20 protein-coding genes are annotated in these 21735 nt (G+C 32.3%); 10 read left to right on the plus strand and 10 right to left on the minus strand.

Annotation, left to right across the window (positions count from 1 at the left end):
• Window positions 1-119 precede the first annotated feature (119 nt).
• The 6 genes from B2U95_RS00425 to B2U95_RS00450 all read left to right on the plus strand — a co-directional run bounded on the left by B2U95_RS00425 (window position 120) and on the right by B2U95_RS00450 (window position 5992).
• Complete coding sequence (locus B2U95_RS00425; RefSeq protein WP_296311195.1) at window positions 120-1565, plus strand: arginine decarboxylase; 1446 nt, start codon at window positions 120-122, stop codon at window positions 1563-1565.
• A 35-nt stretch (window positions 1566-1600) separates the two neighbouring features.
• A complete protein-coding gene (gene speB / locus B2U95_RS00430) occupies window positions 1601-2542 on the plus strand; it encodes an agmatinase (protein ID WP_296311198.1) in 942 nt (313 codons plus the stop codon).
• Entirely contained in the window at window positions 2532-3506 is a 975-nt protein-coding gene (locus tag B2U95_RS00435) for a deoxyhypusine synthase family protein (RefSeq protein ID WP_296311202.1), read from the plus strand. Before speB ends, B2U95_RS00435 begins: the two co-directional genes overlap by 11 nt.
• A complete protein-coding gene (locus tag B2U95_RS00440) occupies window positions 3506-5035 on the plus strand; it encodes a bifunctional GNAT family N-acetyltransferase/carbon-nitrogen hydrolase family protein (RefSeq protein WP_296311204.1) in 1530 nt (509 codons plus the stop codon). The genes B2U95_RS00435 and B2U95_RS00440 overlap by 1 nt, the downstream gene beginning before the upstream one ends.
• Before the next feature lie 45 nt (window positions 5036-5080).
• The gene (locus B2U95_RS00445; protein ID WP_296311206.1) at window positions 5081-5407 is read left to right on the plus strand and encodes a hypothetical protein; all 327 of its coding nucleotides are present in this window, start codon (window positions 5081-5083) and stop codon (window positions 5405-5407) included.
• 294 nt (window positions 5408-5701) lie between these two features.
• A complete protein-coding gene (locus B2U95_RS00450; protein WP_296311208.1) occupies window positions 5702-5992 on the plus strand; it encodes a hypothetical protein in 291 nt (96 codons plus the stop codon).
• Between the two features lie 15 nt (window positions 5993-6007).
• On the opposite strand, the gene B2U95_RS00455 is transcribed toward B2U95_RS00450, so the two are convergent.
• Entirely contained in the window at window positions 6008-7372 is a 1365-nt protein-coding gene (locus B2U95_RS00455) for a mannosyltransferase (protein WP_296311211.1), read from the minus strand.
• A 238-nt stretch (window positions 7373-7610) separates the two neighbouring features.
• On the opposite strand from B2U95_RS00455, the gene B2U95_RS00460 reads away from it, so the two are divergent.
• Window positions 7611-9566 carry an adenylate/guanylate cyclase domain-containing protein gene (locus B2U95_RS00460; protein ID WP_296311214.1) on the plus strand — a complete coding sequence of 652 codons (1956 nt, stop codon included), beginning with the start codon at window positions 7611-7613 and terminating at the stop codon, window positions 9564-9566.
• On the opposite strand, the gene B2U95_RS00465 is transcribed toward B2U95_RS00460, so the two are convergent.
• From B2U95_RS00465 to B2U95_RS00485, 5 genes are read right to left on the minus strand one after another with little or no spacing between them, the layout of a single operon-like run.
• The gene (locus B2U95_RS00465; protein WP_296311283.1) at window positions 9556-10989 is read right to left on the minus strand and encodes a cellulose synthase family protein; all 1434 of its coding nucleotides are present in this window, start codon (window positions 10987-10989) and stop codon (window positions 9556-9558) included. The two genes, B2U95_RS00460 and B2U95_RS00465, sit on opposite strands and share 11 nt — an antisense overlap.
• Window positions 10990-11045: 56 nt before the next feature.
• Window positions 11046-11735, minus strand: coding sequence for a glycosyltransferase family 2 protein (locus tag B2U95_RS00470; protein WP_296311218.1), 690 nt, complete (start codon window positions 11733-11735; stop codon window positions 11046-11048).
• On the minus strand, window positions 11732-12559 hold the full coding sequence (locus tag B2U95_RS00475; protein WP_296311220.1) for a toxin-antitoxin system YwqK family antitoxin: 828 nt from the start codon (window positions 12557-12559) through the stop codon (window positions 11732-11734). The genes B2U95_RS00470 and B2U95_RS00475 overlap by 4 nt, the downstream gene beginning before the upstream one ends.
• On the minus strand, window positions 12559-14139 hold the full coding sequence (locus B2U95_RS00480) for a 4Fe-4S binding protein (protein WP_296311223.1): 1581 nt from the start codon (window positions 14137-14139) through the stop codon (window positions 12559-12561). Before B2U95_RS00480 ends, B2U95_RS00475 begins: the two co-directional genes overlap by 1 nt.
• A 39-nt stretch (window positions 14140-14178) precedes the next feature.
• Window positions 14179-15528 (minus strand): NAD(P)/FAD-dependent oxidoreductase, encoded by a 1350-nt coding sequence (locus tag B2U95_RS00485; protein WP_296311226.1) that lies wholly within the window; start codon window positions 15526-15528, stop codon window positions 14179-14181.
• A 120-nt stretch (window positions 15529-15648) separates the two neighbouring features.
• Between B2U95_RS00485 and B2U95_RS00490 the strand changes: the two genes are divergently transcribed.
• From B2U95_RS00490 to B2U95_RS00500, 3 genes are all read left to right on the plus strand, one after another.
• Window positions 15649-16656, plus strand: coding sequence for a glycoside hydrolase family 113 (locus B2U95_RS00490; protein WP_296311228.1), 1008 nt, complete (start codon window positions 15649-15651; stop codon window positions 16654-16656).
• A 3-nt stretch (window positions 16657-16659) separates the two neighbouring features.
• Window positions 16660-17391, plus strand: a complete 732-nt coding sequence (locus tag B2U95_RS00495) for a metallophosphoesterase family protein (RefSeq protein WP_296311231.1) — start codon at window positions 16660-16662, stop codon at window positions 17389-17391.
• A 118-nt stretch (window positions 17392-17509) separates the two neighbouring features.
• Window positions 17510-18040, plus strand: a complete 531-nt coding sequence (locus B2U95_RS00500) for a hypothetical protein (RefSeq protein ID WP_296311233.1) — start codon at window positions 17510-17512, stop codon at window positions 18038-18040.
• Between the two features lie 66 nt (window positions 18041-18106).
• On the opposite strand, the gene B2U95_RS00505 is transcribed toward B2U95_RS00500, so the two are convergent.
• The 4 genes from B2U95_RS00505 to arsM form a co-directional block, all read right to left on the minus strand.
• Window positions 18107-18805: a TIGR04283 family arsenosugar biosynthesis glycosyltransferase gene (locus tag B2U95_RS00505; protein ID WP_296311236.1), complete on the minus strand. Its 699-nt coding sequence runs from the start codon at window positions 18803-18805 to the stop codon at window positions 18107-18109.
• Window positions 18806-18882: 77 nt separating this feature from the next.
• Window positions 18883-19779, minus strand: a complete 897-nt coding sequence (locus tag B2U95_RS00510) for a DUF547 domain-containing protein (RefSeq protein WP_296311240.1) — start codon at window positions 19777-19779, stop codon at window positions 18883-18885.
• Between the two features lie 12 nt (window positions 19780-19791).
• Complete coding sequence (locus B2U95_RS00515) at window positions 19792-20694, minus strand: sterol desaturase family protein (protein WP_296311243.1); 903 nt, start codon at window positions 20692-20694, stop codon at window positions 19792-19794.
• Between the two features lie 46 nt (window positions 20695-20740).
• Window positions 20741-21709: an arsenosugar biosynthesis arsenite methyltransferase ArsM gene (gene arsM, locus B2U95_RS00520; RefSeq protein WP_296311245.1), complete on the minus strand. Its 969-nt coding sequence runs from the start codon at window positions 21707-21709 to the stop codon at window positions 20741-20743.
• Window positions 21710-21735: the final 26 nt, after the last annotated feature.

The raw sequence follows: 21735 nt of genomic DNA on the forward strand, positions 1-21735 counted from the left end.
CTAGTCAGCATATTTATGGTTTTGTTCCTACGACACGAAGCCAAATTCAGGTATGATACAACGTGAGTTTTAATCAGACACGTTGTTATTTATAATTTTCACCTGAATTTTTAATCAAAATGAATACAAAATACATTGATCTCATAGATCAATCTTTCGACTTTCCTCAGCCAGAATTTAAGCTACAGGACAAAGCCTTACATTTCCATGATATTGACCTAATGAAATTGGTTGAAGAACATGGTGTACCACTAAAATTTACCTATTTACCACAAATATCTAATAATATTCAGCGTGCCAAAAAATGGTTTGCTGATGCGTATAAAAAGTATAATTACAAAGGAGAATATAACTATTGCTATTGTACAAAAAGTTCACATTTTAAGCATGTTTTAGATGAAGCTTTGACTAATAATATCCATATAGAAACCTCTTCGGCTTTCGATATTGATATTATAAAAGCACTCAAAAAAGAAGGTAAAATTACAGACAAAACTTATGTATTAAGTAACGGATTTAAACGCGAACAATATATTAATAATATTGCTGATCTTATTAATGATGGTCACGAAAACGCAATTCCTATTATAGACAACTATGAGGAAATCGATTTGTTATCTCAGGAAATAAAAGGGAAGTTTAAAGTAGGTATAAGAATTGCTTCTGAAGAAGAACCAAAGTTTGAATTCTATACCTCACGTTTGGGCATTGGATACAAAAATATAGTACCTTTTTATAAGAATCAAATTCAGAATAATAAAAAAGTAGAACTTAAGATGTTACACTTTTTTATCAATACTGGGATTAGAGATAATGCGTATTATTGGAACGAATTAACAAAATGCCTTAAGGTGTACACGGCATTAAAAAAGATTTGTCCAACATTAGATAGTTTAAATATTGGTGGAGGTTTTCCTATTAAAAACTCATTAGCCTTCGATTTTGATTATGCATATATGGTAGATGAAATCGTAAATCAAATTAAGCAAGTATGTGAAGAGGAAGAGGTGTGTGTGCCAAATATTTTTACAGAATTTGGGAGTTTTACAGTAGGTGAAAGTGGTGCTGCTATATATAAAATTTTGTATCAGAAACAACAGAACGATCGTGAAAAATGGAATATGATTAATTCATCGTTCATTACAACATTACCAGATACTTGGGCAATAAACAAGCGTTTTATAATGTTGCCAATTAACCGTTGGAACGAGAGTTACGAGCGTGTACTTTTAGGAGGATTAACCTGTGATAGTGACGATTATTACAATAGCGAGCAACATACTAACGCTATTTATTTACCAAAATACAATAAGGACAAACCGTTATACATTGGTTTTTTTAACACAGGAGCTTACCAAGAAACTATTGGAGGGTTTGGTGGTTTGCAACACTGTTTAATTCCGTCTCCAAAACATATTTTAATTCAGCGAGATTCAAATGGAAATCTAACGACTAATGTGTTTGCGGAACAACAGAAAAGCGAAAATCTATTAGGTATTTTGGGATACGATACCGCAGAAGCTACAAAAGAATTAAAGGTCACAGAATTACAAAGTCAAAACTAAATATAAACTTTCCTTAAAACGGAAAATAACAAAAAATGAACATAAAAACTTACGCTGGGATTCCAGAAGAATTAGCGAAATTAGAAACTGCTAAAATTGTTTTAATTCCTGTGCCTTACGATGGCACAAGTACATGGCAAAAAGGAGCTGACAAAGGACCTGATGCTTTTTTAAATGCTTCAGAAAACATGGAGCTTTATGATATTGAAACAGATTCTGAAGTATACCAACAAGGTGTCTATTTAGCAGACGCTGTTTCAGAAAATAGATCTCCTGAAGCTATGGTAGAAGCAGTTCATCAAGCGACAAAGACTTACATTAAGAAGAACAAATTTGTTACAATTTTTGGTGGTGAACACTCTGTTTCTATAGGGACTATTAGAGCGTTTAATGAAATGTATACGAACCTAACAGTTTTACAATTAGATGCACATGCAGATTTAAGAGCATCTTATGAAGGCTCTAAGTGCAATCATGCTTGTGCAGTTTATGAAGCAAGTCAGACAACTAACTTAATTCAAGTTGGTATTCGTTCTATGGATGCGACTGAAAAAACAGTTATGGACGAAGAGAAAACTTATTTCGCCCACGAAATGGCTGAAGATGATAGTTGGATGGATTCTGCCATTGACCAAATGACAGACAATGTGTTTATTACTATAGATTTAGATGCTTTTGATCCGTCAATACTACCAAGTACCGGTACACCAGAGCCAGGAGGCTTATTATGGTACGAAACACTAGAGTTTTTAAAGCAAGTGTTTCAAGAGAAAAATGTAGTAGGGTTCGATATTGTTGAACTTTGCCCTAATCCGAATGAAAAATCTTCAGACTTTTTAGCAGCGAAACTTTACTATAAAATGTTAAGTTATAAGTTTCAAGGAGCAGATGCAAGTGATGATTACGATAATGCTTTTGAAGGTGCAATAGTAAGTAAAAATAACAGTTCAAAATTTAATGAAGACGATGAGTACTAAAGGAGAAATTTCAAAATTTATAGAAAAGTACTATTTACACTTTAATGCAGCAGCTTTGGTTGATGCGGCAAAAGCTTATGAAGATCAATTAAACTCAGGTGCTAAAATGTTAGTGTCCTTAGCTGGTGCAATGAGTACAGCTGAGATAGGTAAGATTTTTGCTGAAATGATCCGTCAAGATAAAGTACAAATTGTGTCTTGTACAGGTGCAAATTTAGAGGAAGATATTATGAATCTAGTTGCACACTCACATTACAAACGCGTACCAAATTACAGGGATTTAACACCTCAAGACGAATGGGATTTGTTAGAAAAAGGCTTAAACCGTGTTACTGACACTTGTATTCCAGAAGAAGAAGCGTTTAGACGCATACAAGAACACATTGTTAAACTTTGGAAGGATGCTGAAGCCAAAGGCGAACGTTACCTTCCACATGAATATATGTACAAACTATTATTATCAGGTGTGTTAGAACAGTATTACGAAATAGATATCAAAGATTCTTGGATGTATGCTGCCGCAGAAAAAAACTTGCCGATTATTTGTCCAGGTTGGGAAGATAGTACCATGGGAAATATTTTTGCAAGCTATGTTCTTAAAGGTGAATTGAAAGTAAGTACTATGAAATCTGGAATTGAATACATGACCTTTTTAGCCGATTGGTACACTAATAATTCTGAAAACGGTATTGGTTTCTTCCAAATTGGAGGAGGTATTGCAGGTGATTTTCCAATCTGTGTGGTGCCTATGTTATACCAAGATATGGAACGACCAGATACGCCATTCTGGAGTTATTTTTGCCAAATCAGCGATAGCACAACTAGTTATGGGTCTTACTCTGGTGCTGTGCCAAACGAAAAAATAACATGGGGGAAACTAGATATTAATACTCCAAAATTTATTATTGAAAGTGATGCGACCATTGTGGCACCACTAATTTTTGCTTACCTCTTAGATATGTAATGGAAGACCAGAAGATTAAAAATATAGAATTACAATACTTAACTGTTAATGATTTTGAAGAATTAAAATCAGCAACATTAGAGTCTTATAGAGGTGTTTTAGATTCCTATTGGAAAAAGTACCATATCGAAAGGTTGACGTCTATTTTTCCGCAAGGACAAGTAGTTATAAAAATTGATGGTAATATTGCAGGATGTGCGTTATCTCTTATAGTAGATTATGATACCATAGATGACCACCATACTTATGCACATATTATAACTGGTGATTCGTTTAAAAACCATGATTCTGATGGTGACGTCCTTTACGGTATAGATGTGTTTATTAAACCAGAATTTAGAGGCTTACGTTTAGGTAGGCGCCTTTATGATTACAGAAAAGAAATCTGTGAAACTTTAAATTTAAAAGGTATTGTATTTGGTGGTAGAATGCCAAATTATCACAAGCACAAAGCGTTGACTCCAAAAGAATATATTGAAAAAGTAAAACGGAAAGAGATTAATGATCCGGTGTTAAACTTTCAAATATCTAATGATTTTCATCCAGTTCGAATTTTAAAAGGCTATTTAGAAGGTGATACGGCATCAAATGAATATGCTGTTTTAATGGAATGGGATAATATTTATTATACAAAAAAGAGTAAAAAAGCAAGTAGTGTAAAAACGATTGTACGATTAGGTTTAATACAATGGCAAATGCGTACCTATAATAGTTTGGAAAAACTGATGCAGCAAGTAGAGTATTTTGTAGATAGTGTGGCAGCTTATCGCTCTGATTTCGCATTGTTTCCAGAGTTTTTTAATGCTCCTTTAATGGCAAAATACAACCACATGTACGAGCCAGATGCAATTAGAGAATTGGCAAAACATACATCTGTTATTGTAGAAAAAATGCAACAATTATCTATATCGTATAACATCAACATTATTACGGGTAGTATGCCAGAGCTTATTGATGATAAGTTATTTAACGTTGGCTATTTATGCCGTAGAGATGGAAGTTTAGAGCGTTATGAGAAAATTCATATTACACCAGATGAAGCGAAAGTTTGGGGAATGCAACGTGGACATAAATTACAAACATTTGAAACAGATGCTGGTAAAATTGGTATATTAATTTGTTACGATTCTGAGTTTCCAGAATTATCACGTTTATTAGCAGATGAAGGTATGGACATTTTATTTGTGCCATTTTTAACTGATACGCAAAATGGCTATTCTAGAGTACGTTTATGTGCTCAGGCAAGAGCAATTGAAAATGAGTGTTATGTTGCTATAGCTGGTAGTGTAGGAAATTTACCTAATGTTAATAATATGGACATCCAATATGCGCAATCAGCCGTGTTTACACCATGCGATTTTTCATTTCCAAGCAATGGTATTAAAGCAGAAGCAACAACAAATACTGAGATGATTTTAGTTGCAGACGTTGATTTAAGTTTATTAAGAGAATTACATTCTTTTGGTGCAGTAAAAAATTTAAAAGATAGAAGAAAAGATGTTTATAATGTTATTCGCGTAAAACAATAAATAGTATATTTAAAAAAAAAATTAGCTCCAAAAATAGTACAGTAGATGAAACCAAAAGATGCACATTTAAAACGAGTAATAGTTGATTTCAAAAAATTAACTCCAGAGATCTTAGCACTATTAGTAGAAAAATATCCTCATGGCTACGATGACGATCATGTAGTCTCATTTAAAAATGCAAAAAACGAAACTGTTGAAGCTGTTGAAGTGACTACAGAAGACACAAAGTTTTTAGTTAAGGTAAGTACAAAGTTAGAACAGACGATGGAAAATTACGATGAAGATGATTATGAAGATTTTGATGATGGTGATGCAGATGCCGTAGTGGATCCAGATTTGGAACCAGGTACTGAGGATCAGGATTTTGACTAAATAGGTCTTTTTTATTAAGAATATTTTGTAAATTAATATATTATAAATTGTTACAGTTTTAAATAGCTAAAGCGCTATTTAACTTTGGTTATGTGCCATATTTAATGTAAAATTATTAGAGGCCAAAGAAAGAATTCTTCCAAAAAAACCACAGTAATCGTAACCAAAAGGTTGCGGTCTAAAAGCATTTGGGCTTGAGGTGGTAAACTCCCAAAAACGAGATAGAAATAAAATTTTCAATTGCTGCTACTTTCCATATAGCTTAGAAGTAACAGTTTTAAAAAACTTAAAGAAATGAAAAACAAACGATTTTTATTAGTATTTGTATGCTCAATTTTGGTATTTAGTGCTAATGCTTCATTAGAGAATAAGAGCCAATTTCAAGAAAAAAGGATAATGACAGTTGCTGGTAATTTTGATGGTTACGATAATGAAGATGGTTACTCCTTTATAATAAAAGGGGAAGAAGATGATGATGAAGAAGTAATATACTTTACAGAGATTACTGAATATGAAGAAACAGATGAAGAAGGTTTTACCGAAACCTATGAAATATTCAAAATAACTCAGCTTAAAAAGTTCTAATAAAGGAAATGACTGCTAGATAACTGGCAGTCTTTTTTTTAGGAAAACTTCCCAAATAAAAGCACTAAATACAATAAGATATTCTAATCCAATAATCCATAAATTTTCTGAGTTTGAAGTGTTAGAATATGCTAAATAACTTAGAACAACTGCTAGTGACCAAACCAATGGAAATCTATAGTTAGTAAATACACAAAGAATAACTAAGGTGGCAATATACCAAGGATGTATCGTAGTACTCAAAAATAAATAGAAAGTAAAAGCTAATAAAATTGAAGTCACCAATTTAGAGATGGTATTATTGTGCTTAAAAAACGAATACCCTAAAATTGTAAATACAGAAATTATTGGTAAAAATTTGGTGATAATAGCAATTTCATTAAACCCAGTCATCGCATAGCCAATTTCCCTTACCGCATAGTAAATACTTGCGTTAAATTCAAAATCTCCAAACCAAAGCCCAACCGTTTTAGAGTAGTTGCTTATAAATTCTATAGAAAAAAAAGGAAGAAACATCAACATAAGAGTTGCTCCACATATTGCGTAAAAACTGACTAATTTTTTTATACCAATTAAGATGTTCCCTTTTTTAATAAACCAGCCAAAAAATAAAGTCAAAAACAGCAAAGGAATTAACTTTACAGAAATCGAACAAGCCAATACTACAGCAGCCCATTTCCATTTGCCAGAATGTAGTAAATACAAACTCCAGACTAAGAAGAAAATCATCACACCTTCGAAATGAAGATTTCCAGTTAATTCAATAATAATAAACGGATTTAAAATGTACCAGAAGATTCTGTTTGAGGGAAGTTTTAAGCGTTCTAATAGCTTTTTTCCAAAATATAATGTTCCTATATCAGCAGCTATTATTAATAAGCGCATTGTAATAACTGAGCCTAAAATGCTTTTTCCAGAGAATAGAGCCGCAATAGTAAAACAAAGTTGATTTAATGGTGGGTAATTTGTATAATGAGATGAACTTAAAGTACCCATGCCATTATATAAATCTTGCGCCTGTACGAAAGGAAATTTACCGTTTTGAATAAAAGAATCTGGTGTGAAGAGATAAGGGTTTAATCCAGATAAAATCATTTGTCCATCCCAAATAAATCGGTAAAAATCTTGAGATAAATTAGGAATTGTAAACAAAAACAAAAGTCTAAATAGTATAGCAGATACAACTAGTACTCTAAAATAAAAACCTGTTTCTTTTATAATTAGGTATGCAAAAACAAATAATGCAACATACAACACTACTAACTTTGATAAATCTGTTCTTACCAAGTCGTAAGCAAAAGATAAATACATAATAACACTAAGCCCTACAAAGAGTAGTGGGATTTTTTTGTTTTTAAATAAGTTGGTTAGTCCGAGCATAGAGTCAAAGATAGAATTATTTGAAACGGAGATATAATCGTTATAAAAAAAGATTATAAAACTATATGAAATAGGGTTTCTTATTCCTATTTAGAACAAAGGTTAAATTTAATAATATACCAAAATATGCTTTTCGTCGAAGGAGTTTGGAAATATCGTTAAAATAATATAACTTATTCATTTAAAACCTGTTAACCCTTCCCTGTGATTAAGACTAAATTACTTTAATTTCAATTTAATGATTCGATTTTTACTAATTCTTTATGCTCTAACTACAACTGTTCTAATCAATGGGCAAACCAGAAAAGGGGAAGATTCAAATTTTCAGAAATGGAAAAATGAAAATATGTCTTTAGATGAAAGAACTGCAGCATATAATAATTTTATAGAGAGAAATTATTTGTATTCAAAACCAGATAGTGTTGCTTTTCATACTAAGAAATTAATGAATTTTTCAATTAAAGAAAATTTCAATTTAGGTGTCGCAAGAGCTCATGTCTTAAATGGTAATAGTAAACTAGTTCAATCTTTTTTTCCTGAAGCCAGATTTGAGTATGAGAAGGCTATCGAAACATATAAACAAATAGATGATTTAAGAGGCCTAGGAATCTGTTACGCAAACATGGGAAGTACATATAATTATCAAAGCAATCATCCTAAGGCTCTAATCTTTTATTTAAAAGCTTTGAAAATCTTTCAAAAAGATGATTTTAATTTGGGTATAGCAGGTACCTCTAATAATATTGGGATATTATACCAATTATTTTTTGACTATGATAATGCTTTGAAATATTATAAAATTGCAGAAACTATTCATAGTAAGGATAATGATTTAAAAGGTCTTGTTATAGTATATACTAATATGGCAGGAATATATGATGAACAAGATAAGGATTCAATTGCGCAAGAATATTATCAAAACAGTATTAATTTAAGTAACAAAATATCATATAAATCAGGTTTAGCAATCGCAAAATCTGGTTTGGGTAGTTATTATAAAAAACGTAATAACATTGAATTGGCTTTATCTAATTATAAATCTTCAATTGTGCTCAATAGAGAAATTGGAGATAATTATGGATTAGCTCAAACTTTATCTTTCATTGGTTTAGTTTATACATATGAAAACAAACCTGATAGAGCTTTAAAATATTGTGAAGAGGCAATAAGTATAATTGATGATTATGAATCTATACGAGAAAGATTGGATATTTATTGGTGTCTATATGAAAGTTTTAAATTAAAAAATAATGCCACTAAATCTCTATACTATCACGAATTGTATTTAGTTACATCTGATAGTTTAAAAAAGCAAGAAACTACTAAAAAACTTCAACGTATGGAGTTTGAAAAAGAAGTTCTAGCAGATAGTTTACAACAAGTAGAAAAAGGACTCAAGGTAGAGATGTTACATCAAACAGAGATAAATGAAAAAAAAAGAAATACAAGTATTGCATTAGCAGGTGGTTTCTTCTTTTTACTTCTCTCTGGTGGCCTTTATAGCCGTTGGAACTACGTTAAAAAATCTAAAGCAATCATTGAGAAAGAGAAAGATCGTTCGGATAATTTACTGCTCAACATCTTACCTTTCGAAATAGCAGAAGAGTTAAAAGCCAAAGGTAGTGCTGACGCAAGAGATTTTGATTTAGTATCCATTCTCTTTACAGATTTTAAAGGTTTTACAGAAGCGTCAGAGAAGCTAACAGCAAAAGAACTTATTGGTGAAATTAATGTGTGTTTTAAGGCTTTTGATTTGATATGCGAGGTGTATAAAATTGAAAAAATAAAAACAATTGGAGATGCATTTATGGCAGCTGGTGGCTTACCAGTACCTTTTGATGATTCTGTTAAAAATACGGTACTTGCCGCATTAGAAATGCAAGAGTTTATTAATACTAGATTAGAAGAAAAAGAATTAATCAATGAAACTGCTTTTAAAATGAGAGTTGGTATTCATACAGGACCTGTTGTTGCGGGAATTGTTGGAGTAAAGAAGTTTCAATACGATGTCTGGGGAGATACTGTAAATACAGCATCTCGTATGGAAAGTAGCGGAGAAACAGGAAAGGTTAATGTTTCTGAAGTTACTTACAATCTACTAAAAAATGATACTGATTTTATATTCGAATCACGAGGTAAAATAAGAGCTAAAGGTAAAGGAGAAATAGAGATGTATTTTATTTCTAAATCTTAGAAGTCAAAGACTTAAAAAACACATAGCCAAAACCAATAAATAGCATGAGGTGAAACGGAAATAACCCAAAGTCACCACCTTGGTCACCAACAACAAATGCACTGTATAAACCAAAGCCAAAATAAACTACAAGGATGCCTTCAATAATAACATGAGGCGATACGTTCTTTCTTAAATACTTATTGCCTTTCCAAGAATCTTTAATAGTACTAATATTAAATTTTGGTGTACGTACAAACTCGCTTCGTTTACCAATATGGCCTTCTATTACAGCAATTGAGTTGTGTAGAGAAAAACCCATTGCTATTGAGAAGAAGGTAAAGAACATACCAACGTAGCCAAAGAATTTTTTAAAACCACTACCATAGATGCTTTTGTACATAAACCAATAGCAAACAAAGAATATAAGCGTGCTCATTACAAAGAAACTCATTACGTAAAAATAGTCACGCAAATGCTCATATTCATTCTTTATGTAAAGCATAGGAATACTTAAAATAGCAACAGTAAAAATGCTTAAAAACATAGTGCTATTTAATAAATGAAGTAAGCCGTGTATTTTTGTTTTTACAGATATATTTTCAGATTTAATAACCCGCCACATCATTTTTCTAAAGTTTTCAGCACCACCTTTGTTCCATCGGAATTGTTGAGAACGTGCTGCGCTAATAACTACAGGTAATTCTGCAGGAGTTTCTACATCTTCAAGATATTTAAATTCCCAGTTTTTAAGTTGTGCTCTATAGCTTAAGTCTAAGTCTTCAGTGAGTGTGTCTCCTTCCCAATTACCAGCATCGATGATACATGTTTTTCTCCAAACACCAGCTGTACCATTAAAATTAATAAAGTGTCCTTTGCTATTACGACCAACTTGCTCTAACGTGAAATGTGCGTCTAAAGCAAAAGCCTGAATCTTAGTTAATAGTGAGTAATTTCTATTAATATGTCCCCAACGTGTCTGTACAACACCAATCTTTTCGTTTTTAAAATAAGGAATAGTGCGTTTTAACCAGTTTGGTTGTGGTAAAAAATCAGCATCAAAAATGGCAATAAAATCGCCTTTTGCAATTTTTAAGCCTTCTTTTAGTGCGCCAGCTTTAAAGCCACTTCTGTCAGTTCTTGTAATATGAGTTATATCTAATCCGGTAGAAGCTAATTGATCTACGTGTGCTTTTGTAGTTACAAGCGTCTCATCTGTAGAATCGTCTAAGACTTGAATTTCTAATTTGTCTTTTGGATATTCTAATAACGCTATGTTATCTAGCAACCGCTCCATAACATACATTTCGTTATAGACAGGTAATTGAATTGTTACGTATGGAATTTCTTCTGCATTAGAGAAATCAAAAGTATCACACGTTTCTCTTTTCTTTTTTGATGAAAGATAATTGTAAAGTAGATTTAATTGCGCCAATGCATACATAAAGATGAGCACAATCGCAATGGTGTAAATTACAATGATGGTATATTGAAAGTAGATCACTTAAAACTATATTTAAAAATCCATGTTAAGATTTTTACACCTGCAAAGATAGCACCTTTTATGGTTCCTGAAACTTTTGAGACACCTATTCTGTTTCTGTAATTAACAGGAATCTCTCTGTAACTAAACTTCTGCTTTAATACTTTAAGTTGCATTTCTACTGTCCAGCCATAAGTCTTATCTTCCATTTTTAGATCTAATAGTTTGTTATATTTAATAGCTCTAAACGGACCTAAATCTGTAAATGTTGACGCAAAAAATAATTTCATTAAGCTTGTTGCTAACCAATTTCCAAATATTTGTGGTTTAGTCATAGACCCTTCTTCTCGCAATTCTTTAACTCGTGCGCCAACAACAAAATCCATATCGTCTTCAATTATTGGTGTAATAATTTTGGTTAATTCTTCTGGGTAATCACTAAAATCGCCATCTAAAAAGACAACAATATCTGGTTTCACGTCTTGTTTTTCGATATATTCCATACCCTTTAAACAGGCAAATCCATAACCTTTTTCTTTTTCAATTAAAACGGTTGCACCAGCTTCTTTAGCATTAACTTCCGTATTATCTGTAGAGTTATTACTAACAACAATAATTTCGTGTACGATTTGGGGTATAGCTTTTACAACTAACGGAATAGAGGCTTCCTCATTATATGCAGGAATTATAACTTTAATGTTGGTCATTTAAGATCGCTAAATTTATTTTCTTTTCTAAATGTTGCCAAATCTGTCCATTCTTTAATTTGTTTTCCTTTAGAATATTTAATTGCTGAAATCAGTTTTTTATTTTTATACATTAGACAATAGCCGTTTTTTTGATTATTGTCTAATTGGCATTTATGGTTAACATTTTCGTTAGTGTCGTAAAATAACCACCAATTTGCTTTTTTACCATTTACAAAAGAACCTTCAGAAAGCTTTTTTCCGTTTGGGCCGTAAAATTGCCAATAGCTTGTGAATTTTCCAAACTTAAAGGGACCATCTTTTGCGAGTTGTCCATCTTTATAATAAAACTTCCAATATCCTGAAGCTTTTCCTCCTAAAAAATCACCTTCCTTTTCTAGATGTCCTGTAGTATGATATTTTTTCCAATGCTTGGTTTTCAGTCCATTGTTATAATTTCCTTCTTCTTTTAATTTTCCGTTAGAATGATAAAATTTCCAATATTTTGTTTCTTTACCACTCGCATAGTAACCTTCTTCATTAAGTCTGTTATTAATATAGGTTTTCCAATAACCCGTTTTCTTTCCATCTTTATAATTACCTTTTTTATAAAGGTTTCCTTCAGAATCATAAAAATACCAGAAGCCATCTTGTTTATTATTTTTGAAATACCCTTGCCTTGAAAGCTGACCATTTTTATGATAGAATTTCCAATAGTCAGTTTTAAGATTGTTTTCTATCCAACCTTCGGAGCTCATACTAGCACTTTCAAATTGATTTTTTTGATAGGTTTTTTGTCCAAACGCAACAGATGTAAAAAGAAAGACAACAATTATTAATCGCATTATTTCTGGTTTATTAAGTCCATTAAATCAACATCATTTCCTAATAAAATTTCAGTCGGATTAATACGTCCTTTTTCTGGTCCATTTTCTAATTTTAAAACACCACGAGGGCAAACAGCAGAACAAATGCCACAACCAACACAACTAGAGCGTATAATGTTTTCTCCTTTTTGAGCATAAGCTCTTACATCAATTCCTTGTTCGCAATAGGTAGAGCAATTTCCGCAAGAAATACATTGTCCGCCATTAGTCGTAATTCTAAAGCGTGATTTAAAACGTTGCACAAAACCTAAGTAAGCGGCAAGGGGACAACCAAAACGACACCACACGCGATTTCCAAAAATAGGATAGAAACCAGTGCCAATAACTCCAGCAAAAATAGAGCCTACCACTAAACTATAAATACTTTGTACGGTTGAAGTCTTTATACCTAAAACCATACCTGTATCAGTAAAAAAGCTATACAAAGTCATGCCAGTCATTATTAAAACAAAGCCTAAAACGGCATGGATTAAATAACGTTCAACCTTCCATGCAAATAATGATTTATCCGAATGTTGTCTGTAAGGATCACCAAGTGTTTCGGCTAAACCACCACAACCACAAACCCAAGAACAGTACCAGCGTTTGCCAAAGAAATAGACCATAATCGGCACAATAACTAAGGTTAAAACAATTCCCCAAACCAGAATAAAAATTCCTATTCCACCATTAGCTATGAGGTCTTTTAAATTCCATTGAAAAAAGAAATCATAATCTAAAGGAAAGGCATTTTTAAAATCATAATATGGCATTTGCAGTCTTACCATAATTTCTGGAATAAGAAATGCAAATACAATTTGAAAGAATAAAACCGAAGTAGTTCTAAATACCTGATAAATATTATGACGGTATTTAATATACATTCTCACTGCCATTACGCTCATAACTGTACAATACATAAAACCATAAACAAACCAATGGCCTGCAGGGTTTCCACTTAAAGCTTCACTAATTGGATCTACTAAAAGTGTCCAATTAGTCGCATATTCAGAAGCAAAATAAAGCACTAAATAAAATGAGACTAAAAAGATAAACACCATCCAGCCAATCCAGCCTTGATTTGTAGCACTTTCATGATAAATACCGTCGTTCTTAATTCCTTTTTTACCTAACAGAATAACGTTTGGTAGAATGAACATTAAAGCACCAAGAATACCTAACCCAAAAGTGAGCAACCACATTAAGCCTTTGTTATTAGCAATAAATCCGTTGGCTGATTTTTTACCAATCATTGCTGCCATATCGCTAGACTTGGTATAGATTTTTTTATCCCATTCCTTCTTTTTGGTGTGCGTTTCGTTGGCATTTTCTATGGCTTTAGATATTTTTGGTGATAAGGTTTGCATGCCATTAAAATCTTGCCCTACGATATCAGATTTTATAGCGTTTATAAAAACGTCGCTTTTAATGTTTTGACCCTTAACAATTGTATTAAAATCAGCTTCGTTTAAGTTGAAGGTTCCTAAAAGTGGTAAAGTGGTGAAAATGGCTAAGCCTAATAAGAATATTACCAATCCTATATTTTTAATTGCTTTCATGAGCTTGTGTTAATTTGTTAGAGTTAAAAAATGGTAGAACTAGGCTTTACTGAAAATGCGTTTCCAACTCTTTTTATGCGCAGTAAGGTTAGTATTAAATTCACTATTGTATTGTGTTATAATTTCATTTTCATATGCTTTATAAAATTCTGGATCAAAATTGGCGTCTTTTAGGTAGCTCATTACGTAATCTACATCTCTTTTTTCAGTCAGCCATTTGTCAAAAATTTCGTGGCGCATTCTTATTCCGAAAGTATTAATACCTAAAAATTCATTTGTGTCTTTGTGAAAAGAAACAGTAATACAAATATCTTCTTTGTTATGTTTCCAATGAAAATGCTTTTCGTACTCTGGTCTGCCACGCACACCAAATACCCAACCATAAGTTTGATATTCGATATCTAAAAATTTAGCGGAATTAAACCAATGACCTGGTTTGTATTCTATGCGATTACCACAAATAGTTTGCGCTAAAGTTTCTCCCATCATACGACCAGTGTACCAAACGGCTTCAATTGGTCTTCGGTTTCCTATGGCTTCATGCTGTTCGGCACAATCACCAATAGCATATACATCTGGTATATTGGTTTCTAAAAAACGGTTGACTTTAATACCTCTGCCTATTTCAATTTCAGAATCTTTTATAAAATCTATGTTTGGTGACACGCCTGCTGTTAATCCAACCACATTGCATTCAAGTTCTTCACCAGTTTCTTCGATAATTATCGATTTTACTTTTCCGTTTTCGTCCGATTTTATTTCCTTTAAATTAGTTGAAAGTCGTAAATCAATATGATGATTTTTTATATGCTTATTTAACATTTGGCTTTCGCCTTCAGGCAACACACCATTCCAGAAACTAGATTCACGAACTAAAAAGGTAACAGGGATTTTTCTAGAATTCAACATTTCAGCGAGTTCAATTCCAATTAATCCACCGCCAACAATCACAGCACGTTTGCAAATGTCCTTATTGGGAGCTTGCATTTCTAGATTATCTAAATCTTGCTTGTGATACATGCCCATAACACCTTCTAAATCTTGTCCTGGCCATCCAAATTTATTAGGCTTACTTCCTGTAGCAATGACTAATTTATCATATTGTAAAGTATCTCCTTCTGTAAAATGAAGTGTTTTTGATGCTGTTTCAACCGTTTTTACATACCCCTTTTTGAGTTCTATTCTGTTTTTTTTCCAGAACCAATTTTCGTAGGGTTGGGTGTGTTCAAACTTCATATGTCCCATATACACATACATTAATGCCGTACGAGAAAAGAAGAAGTCTGTTTCAGCAGAAACAATAGTGATTTTTTTGTCAGAAAGCTTTCTGATGTGCCTTGCAACAGTGACTCCAGAAATACCATTACCAATAATTACGATGTGTTCCATAAAATTGTGGTTGTTGTTTCAATTTTAAAAAGGTTGTCTTATTAAGCTATATGTCGAAGGTTTTGTTAAAACCTTAATCGCTTTGTCGATTTTCTTTAAATTTAGGCATAATTTTAAAGTATGCGTCGTTATTTTTATTTCCTTTTAGTTCTCGTTTTTATAGGTTGTGCAGCAGTTTCATTTAAACCCTTTAAAATAAATGGAGTAAGCTTTGTTGCTGCAGGAAATGCCGTTGATACAACCCATACGAGTCCACTGGTTAATATAAATGCTAATGCTGCGGCAATTATGCCTTTTGGATTTATAAGAGATAAAAGCAACCCTGAAATCATCCATAACACAGAGCGTCAGTGGTTCGGAGAGACTAGAGCAGGTGCAAAACAATATATTGAAACACTTAGAAAAGACAATATAAACATAATGATTAAGCCACATATTTGGCTTTGGCATGGTGAGTTTACAGGATTTTTAAAAATGGAAACTGAGGCAGAATGGAAAATACTCGAAGAATCATATTCTAGTTTTATTTTAGAGTATGCAGAACTAGCTGAAGAAATTAATGCTGAAGTTTTTTGTATTGGTACGGAGCTCGAAGAATTTGTTAAAAACAGACCAGAGTATTGGTCTAATCTCATTAAAGAAATCAGAATTATTTATAAAGGAAAATTAACTTATGCTGCAAATTGGGATGAATTTTGGCGCACACCATTTTGGACAGAAGTTGATTATATTGGGATAGACGCTTATTTTCCTGTGAGTGATTTGCAGACACCAACTCTAGAAGATTGCATTAAAGGTTGGGAAAAGCATAAACAAGGATTAAAAACATTTTCCAAAAAACATGATCGACCAATTCTGTTTACAGAATACGGTTATAGAAGTGTCGATTATACTGGAAAAGAACCATGGAGATATGATCGGTCTATGACCTCTATTAATCTCGAAGCACAGAATAATGCAACGCAAGCTTTGTTTGATGCCGTTTGGAACGAAGAGTGGTTTGCAGGAGGTTACCTTTGGAAATGGTTTACAGATCATAATAACGTAGGTGGTATAGAAAACAATCAATTTACACCACAGAATAAACCTGTAGAAGATATTATTAAAACATTTTATAAGGTTAATTAATCTATGAGAACATTTGCAGTAGGAGATATTCACGGAGGATTAAGAGGGTTGGTTCAACTTTTAGAAAGACTTAAAATAACAAATACTGACCAATTAATTTTTCTCGGAGATTATGTTGACGGCTGGAGCGAGTCTGCTCAGGTTATTCAGTATTTAATTCAGCTTTCAGAAACAAACGATTGCATTTTTATTAAAGGGAATCACGATGCATGGTGTGAGGATTGGTTGCGAACAAATGAAGGAGATTCAATATGGTTAGCACATGGAGGAGAAGGAGCAGTAGCGAGTTACCAAACTTTTTCTGAAGAACAAAAGAAAGTGCATCTTCGTTTTTTTGAAGCGATGTCTTTGTATCATATTGATGATGATAAACGACTCTTTATTCATGCTGGTTTTACTTCCATGCATGGAGTCGAGAAAGATTATGATTTCCGTACGTTTTATTTTGATCGCACGCTTTGGGAAATGACATTAACTATGGACAAACGGATTGCAAAAGACTCAAAATTATACCCAAAACGATTAAAGCATTACTTAGAAATTTATATTGGTCATACTCCAACTACTAATTATTTTAAAATGCATCCAATGAATGCTGCTAATGTTTGGAATATTGATACGGGAGCTGCTTTTTCAGGGAGATTGTCAGCAATTGATATAAATACAAAAGCTATTTTTCAAAGTGATATTTTGAAAGATTTGTATCCAAATGAACTAGGTAGAAACAAAAATTAGTAATAATCCAAGAATACGTTATAGTTTTAGAACTTTTAATACTGTCTTAAAAATTAAATTAAATTAACTAGCAATTAGGTTGTTTTATATCTTTGCGGATTAATAAAATCAAATCGATATGAAAATTTTAAAATTCTTTTTATTTACTGCAGCTATATTAACTTTTGCAGCATGCAGCAGTGATGATGATGTAACTACACCAGTTGTAGAACTTACTAATGCTAATTTAGCTGGGACTTATGAAATTGTATTTTATGAAGGTTCTTACACTACTACAACAGAAGCATCTAACGGAAGTACAGTACTGGTTGAGTCTGAGACTTTTACTACTGATACTTTTACAAATGCTACTTTTACATTTAATGAAGATGGGACTTATGCATCTTCTGGTAATTATAGAGTTACTTATGTATTAACTATAGCAGGACAGGCACCAGAAACAGAAATTGAAATTGAGCAATTTGATAGTGATGGTACTTTCACTACAAATAATACTAGTAGAACTATAACTTTTGATTTTGACTCTATTGCAGATGTTCTTTTATTTGATGGTACTCTATTAAACATTATGGGTGGAGATGTAGATGTTTTTCAGGGTAATACAGAAACAGATGAGTTTGAAATTCGTTTAGTAAGAATAACAGACTAATTCTTAGTTAAAAATATACTATAAAGAAAGCTGTCATTTTTGGCAGCTTTCTTTATGCCTTAATTTTTAGTCAATCTGTTTTTTATAATAAGTAAATAACTCATCTGCGGAAGCACCAAACCATCTCTTTACATAAATCATCCAGAAGTAGTATTGCAATTTCCAAACACCATGCTTTTTATACAAGCGTGCTGAGGTTTTAATTTTATCTTGAATAACTACAAACTCGTTTCGAACATATAATTCATTGATTAAGATATTATCTTCATAAATAATATAATCTTCATCATAACCACCAATAGTATCAAAAAGTTCTTGTGTTATAAACTGACTTTGGTCACCGCCTCTGCATGCGCGCCAGCTAAATTGCGTTAACCAGCTTGCTAATTTTAACCACCAATGATTGCTATCAAATTGCATTCTAAAACAACCAGCTTTATTGCCTTTTTCGACTTCCTTTATAATTAATTTATCGTATCTATTTGGTGGAAATGAATCTGCATGTAGAAAATATAAAACAGAACCTTTTGCCTTGGTAGCCCCTAAGTTCATTTGTTTTGCTCTGCCTTTTTCAGAATTTAAAAGAATGATGTTTAAATCTAGTGTTTTGACAATATTTTCAGTTCCATCTGTGCTTCCTCCATCTACAACTATAATTTCTGAAATTGAATCTAACGACGCATTATCTATTAAGTGAAACAGTAAGTCCTTTATAGTTACAGACTCATTTAAAACGGGAATAATGATAGAAATCTTGTGCTTCATATTTTTTATGCTGAATTTATTTCAGCATCTATAACGTAATGCGATTTTAAAACAAGTTCAGTGTAACAAGTTGAAGATTAATCATTCAAATCCCAATTATAATCCATAAAACTTTTTTTCGCTTTACTCGAAATTGAAATATCAGCATATTGATTCAGAAAATCAATTAAACTACCGTTTTGTTCAAAATCTTTCTTAAACCATTTAAATATCTTAGATAGTTTTATATAGTCTTTTGAAAGCTCATTTTTAGTTTTGTCTGTTATAAATTCTTTTGTTGCGTTAGTGAGTTGTTCTTCTAAATTTGAAGCTGTAAAAGCTTTATTTTGAAGTTTAGGACAAGAAATAGAAGCACAAACAATAGCAAAATGAATTCTTGGTTCATTCATTTTTCTGAGTATTTCATGCTCAATATCATTAAGATTTTGCCATTTATCTCCAAACTTCCAAAGACGTTGATCCCAAGGGTCTTTAATGTCTTTTATACTTTCTGTTGGGTAATTGCGAAGTATTAAATCTATGGTTAACGCGTTATAGGAATTGATCCAGTAGGCAAGTTTGTCGCTTTTTGACCAAGTATCATTAGGTTGGTAAGTTTTGAGAAGTGTTATATAACTTTGTAAAACTTTAGAGTCACTTTTAAAACTGCTATAATCTACATTACCATATAGAGATACATGTTTCTTAAGTAAATCATTGAAGCTAGAATGATCAAATGCTTCGTCATAAATAATTTCTGTAGTTATTGAAATACCGTCATCAGTTAGTGTTCCGTCTTCACCTAAACTTATTTTTGTAGCATTATCTTTTGGTGGCTGAGGTGGTTCAGCAATAGAAGGTGTTTCAATGATTTCAATTACGTCTTCTATAATAGCAATTTCTTCAGTTTGTTTTGGCGGATTTTCAAAAACCGCTTTATTTCCAAAACAGGATGTAATAAGTAAAACAAATAGTAAAGCTAAAAAATGTTTCATTTTGCGTAATTTTTATTGACGAGACTCCAGCTTTCGAGAGAATACAGGATACAATTCCTGACTTATAAAATCTTTAGGAAACGTTTCATCATCTTCAAAACCTAATTCAATATCTCTACCACTATGTGGTATGTAATTAGTTTTAAAGATGTAGTCCCAAATACTTAATGTTAGTCCAAAGTTTACACCATGCCTTACATGTTTTGGTAATTCTTTTGCATGATGCCAAATGTGCATTTTAGGATTGTTGAAGACGTATTTTAAAATGCCATAATCCCAACCCAAATTAGCATGATTTAGATGACCAATAGCAATACTAAAGAAATAAACAATGGCGACATCTTGCGAGCTATAGTTTGCAATAATCGCTAAAGGAATATATCTAATTGAGTTATAAACGACAGGTTCCATCCAATGATAGCGAAGATGTGCAGCAAAACCCATTTGCTTAACGGAGTGGTGGACTTTATGAAAATTCCACAGCCAAGATACACGATGTAATAAGCGATGTGTATTCCATTGCACAAAATCATTGACTAAAAAGAATATAAACAGTCCTAACCATTTGGGGAGTTGCGTAGAATCAAATAATTGAAAACTAGAGAGTGAAAGTCCAATACCACCTAAAATGTCATTAAAGAATTCTGAAACTGTATTTGATAATGCAATAAGAATAATAAGATTTAGAATAAAGAAATTGAAGAACATGTAAAAGGTATCTAACCAAAAATCTTTTCTAAATAGTGATTGTTTTTTTCTCCAAGGAAATAGTATCTCTAATAACCAAACGATAAGCGAAATAGCAATAAGACCATAAAAAAAGTTATCCCAATGATTAAGATCAATGAGCTCGTATTGAAGATAGTTCCAGTATCCCGAATATGAGTTTTTTATAATGTCTATGTATTTTTCCATAAATAGTTTTCACATTAGAGTGAAATAAGCAAATGGCGATTATCGCCTAGCAACAACCTCCACCATCATAGTGAAACGTAGATTCGCTAAAATAAATATCATCTCTACCTAAAGTTTGTAATGCTCCAGCAGTTTTATCACAAATTGCTAAAGGTTGATTTTTTAATAATATGTGTCCAGCTTTATCATCAAAATAATCTTCATCACCATAATAAATAGCTGCTTTCCCTGTAAAAACACAAGGACCATCTTCTGGCATTGGATCTTTTATAGCAGCAACTTCAATAGATTCGATATAAATCAATTCATCTGTCGGATAATTTTTTGTATCTAAAATTCTGTAAGGCTTTCTTGCTCTAATTTCAATAGTACCAAATCCAGCATCAGTTAGCGCTTTTACATATTCAGCAATTGGTAAACTACCACTTAGGCAAAGTGCTCTAAGACGATCGTCATTTCGCAACTCGTCATTCATAGGTTGTTCACAAGTTGGGTCACTCATTACTAGCTTGCCATGAGGTTTTAAAACGCGATACATTTCTTCGATAGCTTTCTTTAAATCTTCAGCTTTAAAAATGTTGAATAAACAGTTTTGTGCAGCAACATCAATAGAGTTGTCTTCAACATTTAAGTTTAAGGCATCACCTTTTACAAGATCAACAAATTCAGATTTAAACCAATCGTTTTGTGCTTCAGCTTCTTTAAAGTTTTTTCGAGATGCTTCTAACATTTCATCTACCACATCAATTCCAACAACACCTCCTTTTTGCCTGTTGAAGTATGAGAATTGTAATAATTCCATACCTCCACCAACACCAACATAAAGCATTTTTGGATTATTTGTTAAATCGCGAGCATGCACTGTAGAACCACAACCGTAGTTCATCTCTTGCATGATTTTTGGAATTTTTAATCCTGGTAATTCCCATATAGGATTTGTAGTACAGCACAAACCAACATCTGGAGTTAGTGCTGCTTCTTTATATAAATCGTTTGTTGCTTCTAAGTAACTCATTTCTTTTTAGTCTTTAGTTTGCAATC

It is taken from the genome of Winogradskyella sp. UBA3174, assembly GCF_002364335.1.
In the GTDB taxonomy this organism is placed as follows: Bacteria; Bacteroidota; Bacteroidia; order Flavobacteriales; family Flavobacteriaceae; genus Winogradskyella.

Bases quoted from the DNA above. Each gene is read 5' to 3' on its own strand.
- B2U95_RS00425 (WP_296311195.1), top strand. From the start codon at position 120: ATGAATACAAAATACATTGATCTCATAGATCAATCTTTCGACTTTCCT.
- speB (WP_296311198.1), top strand. From the start codon at position 1,601: ATGAACATAAAAACTTACGCTGGGATTCCAGAAGAATTAGCGAAATTA.
- B2U95_RS00435 (WP_296311202.1), top strand. From the start codon at position 2,532: ATGAGTACTAAAGGAGAAATTTCAAAATTTATAGAAAAGTACTATTTA.
- B2U95_RS00440 (WP_296311204.1), top strand. From the start codon at position 3,506: ATGGAAGACCAGAAGATTAAAAATATAGAATTACAATACTTAACTGTT.
- B2U95_RS00445 (WP_296311206.1), top strand. From the start codon at position 5,081: ATGAAACCAAAAGATGCACATTTAAAACGAGTAATAGTTGATTTCAAA.
- B2U95_RS00450 (WP_296311208.1), top strand. From the start codon at position 5,702: ATGAAAAACAAACGATTTTTATTAGTATTTGTATGCTCAATTTTGGTA.
- B2U95_RS00455 (WP_296311211.1), bottom strand. From the start codon at position 7,372: ATGCTCGGACTAACCAACTTATTTAAAAACAAAAAAATCCCACTACTC.
- B2U95_RS00460 (WP_296311214.1), top strand. From the start codon at position 7,611: ATGATTCGATTTTTACTAATTCTTTATGCTCTAACTACAACTGTTCTA.
- B2U95_RS00465 (WP_296311283.1), bottom strand. From the start codon at position 10,989: ATGTATGCATTGGCGCAATTAAATCTACTTTACAATTATCTTTCATCA.
- B2U95_RS00470 (WP_296311218.1), bottom strand. From the start codon at position 11,735: ATGACCAACATTAAAGTTATAATTCCTGCATATAATGAGGAAGCCTCT.
- B2U95_RS00475 (WP_296311220.1), bottom strand. From the start codon at position 12,559: ATGCGATTAATAATTGTTGTCTTTCTTTTTACATCTGTTGCGTTTGGA.
- B2U95_RS00480 (WP_296311223.1), bottom strand. From the start codon at position 14,139: ATGAAAGCAATTAAAAATATAGGATTGGTAATATTCTTATTAGGCTTA.
- B2U95_RS00485 (WP_296311226.1), bottom strand. From the start codon at position 15,528: ATGGAACACATCGTAATTATTGGTAATGGTATTTCTGGAGTCACTGTT.
- B2U95_RS00490 (WP_296311228.1), top strand. From the start codon at position 15,649: ATGCGTCGTTATTTTTATTTCCTTTTAGTTCTCGTTTTTATAGGTTGT.
- B2U95_RS00495 (WP_296311231.1), top strand. From the start codon at position 16,660: ATGAGAACATTTGCAGTAGGAGATATTCACGGAGGATTAAGAGGGTTG.
- B2U95_RS00500 (WP_296311233.1), top strand. From the start codon at position 17,510: ATGAAAATTTTAAAATTCTTTTTATTTACTGCAGCTATATTAACTTTT.
- B2U95_RS00505 (WP_296311236.1), bottom strand. From the start codon at position 18,805: ATGAAGCACAAGATTTCTATCATTATTCCCGTTTTAAATGAGTCTGTA.
- B2U95_RS00510 (WP_296311240.1), bottom strand. From the start codon at position 19,779: ATGAAACATTTTTTAGCTTTACTATTTGTTTTACTTATTACATCCTGT.
- B2U95_RS00515 (WP_296311243.1), bottom strand. From the start codon at position 20,694: ATGGAAAAATACATAGACATTATAAAAAACTCATATTCGGGATACTGG.
- arsM (WP_296311245.1), bottom strand. From the start codon at position 21,709: ATGAGTTACTTAGAAGCAACAAACGATTTATATAAAGAAGCAGCACTA.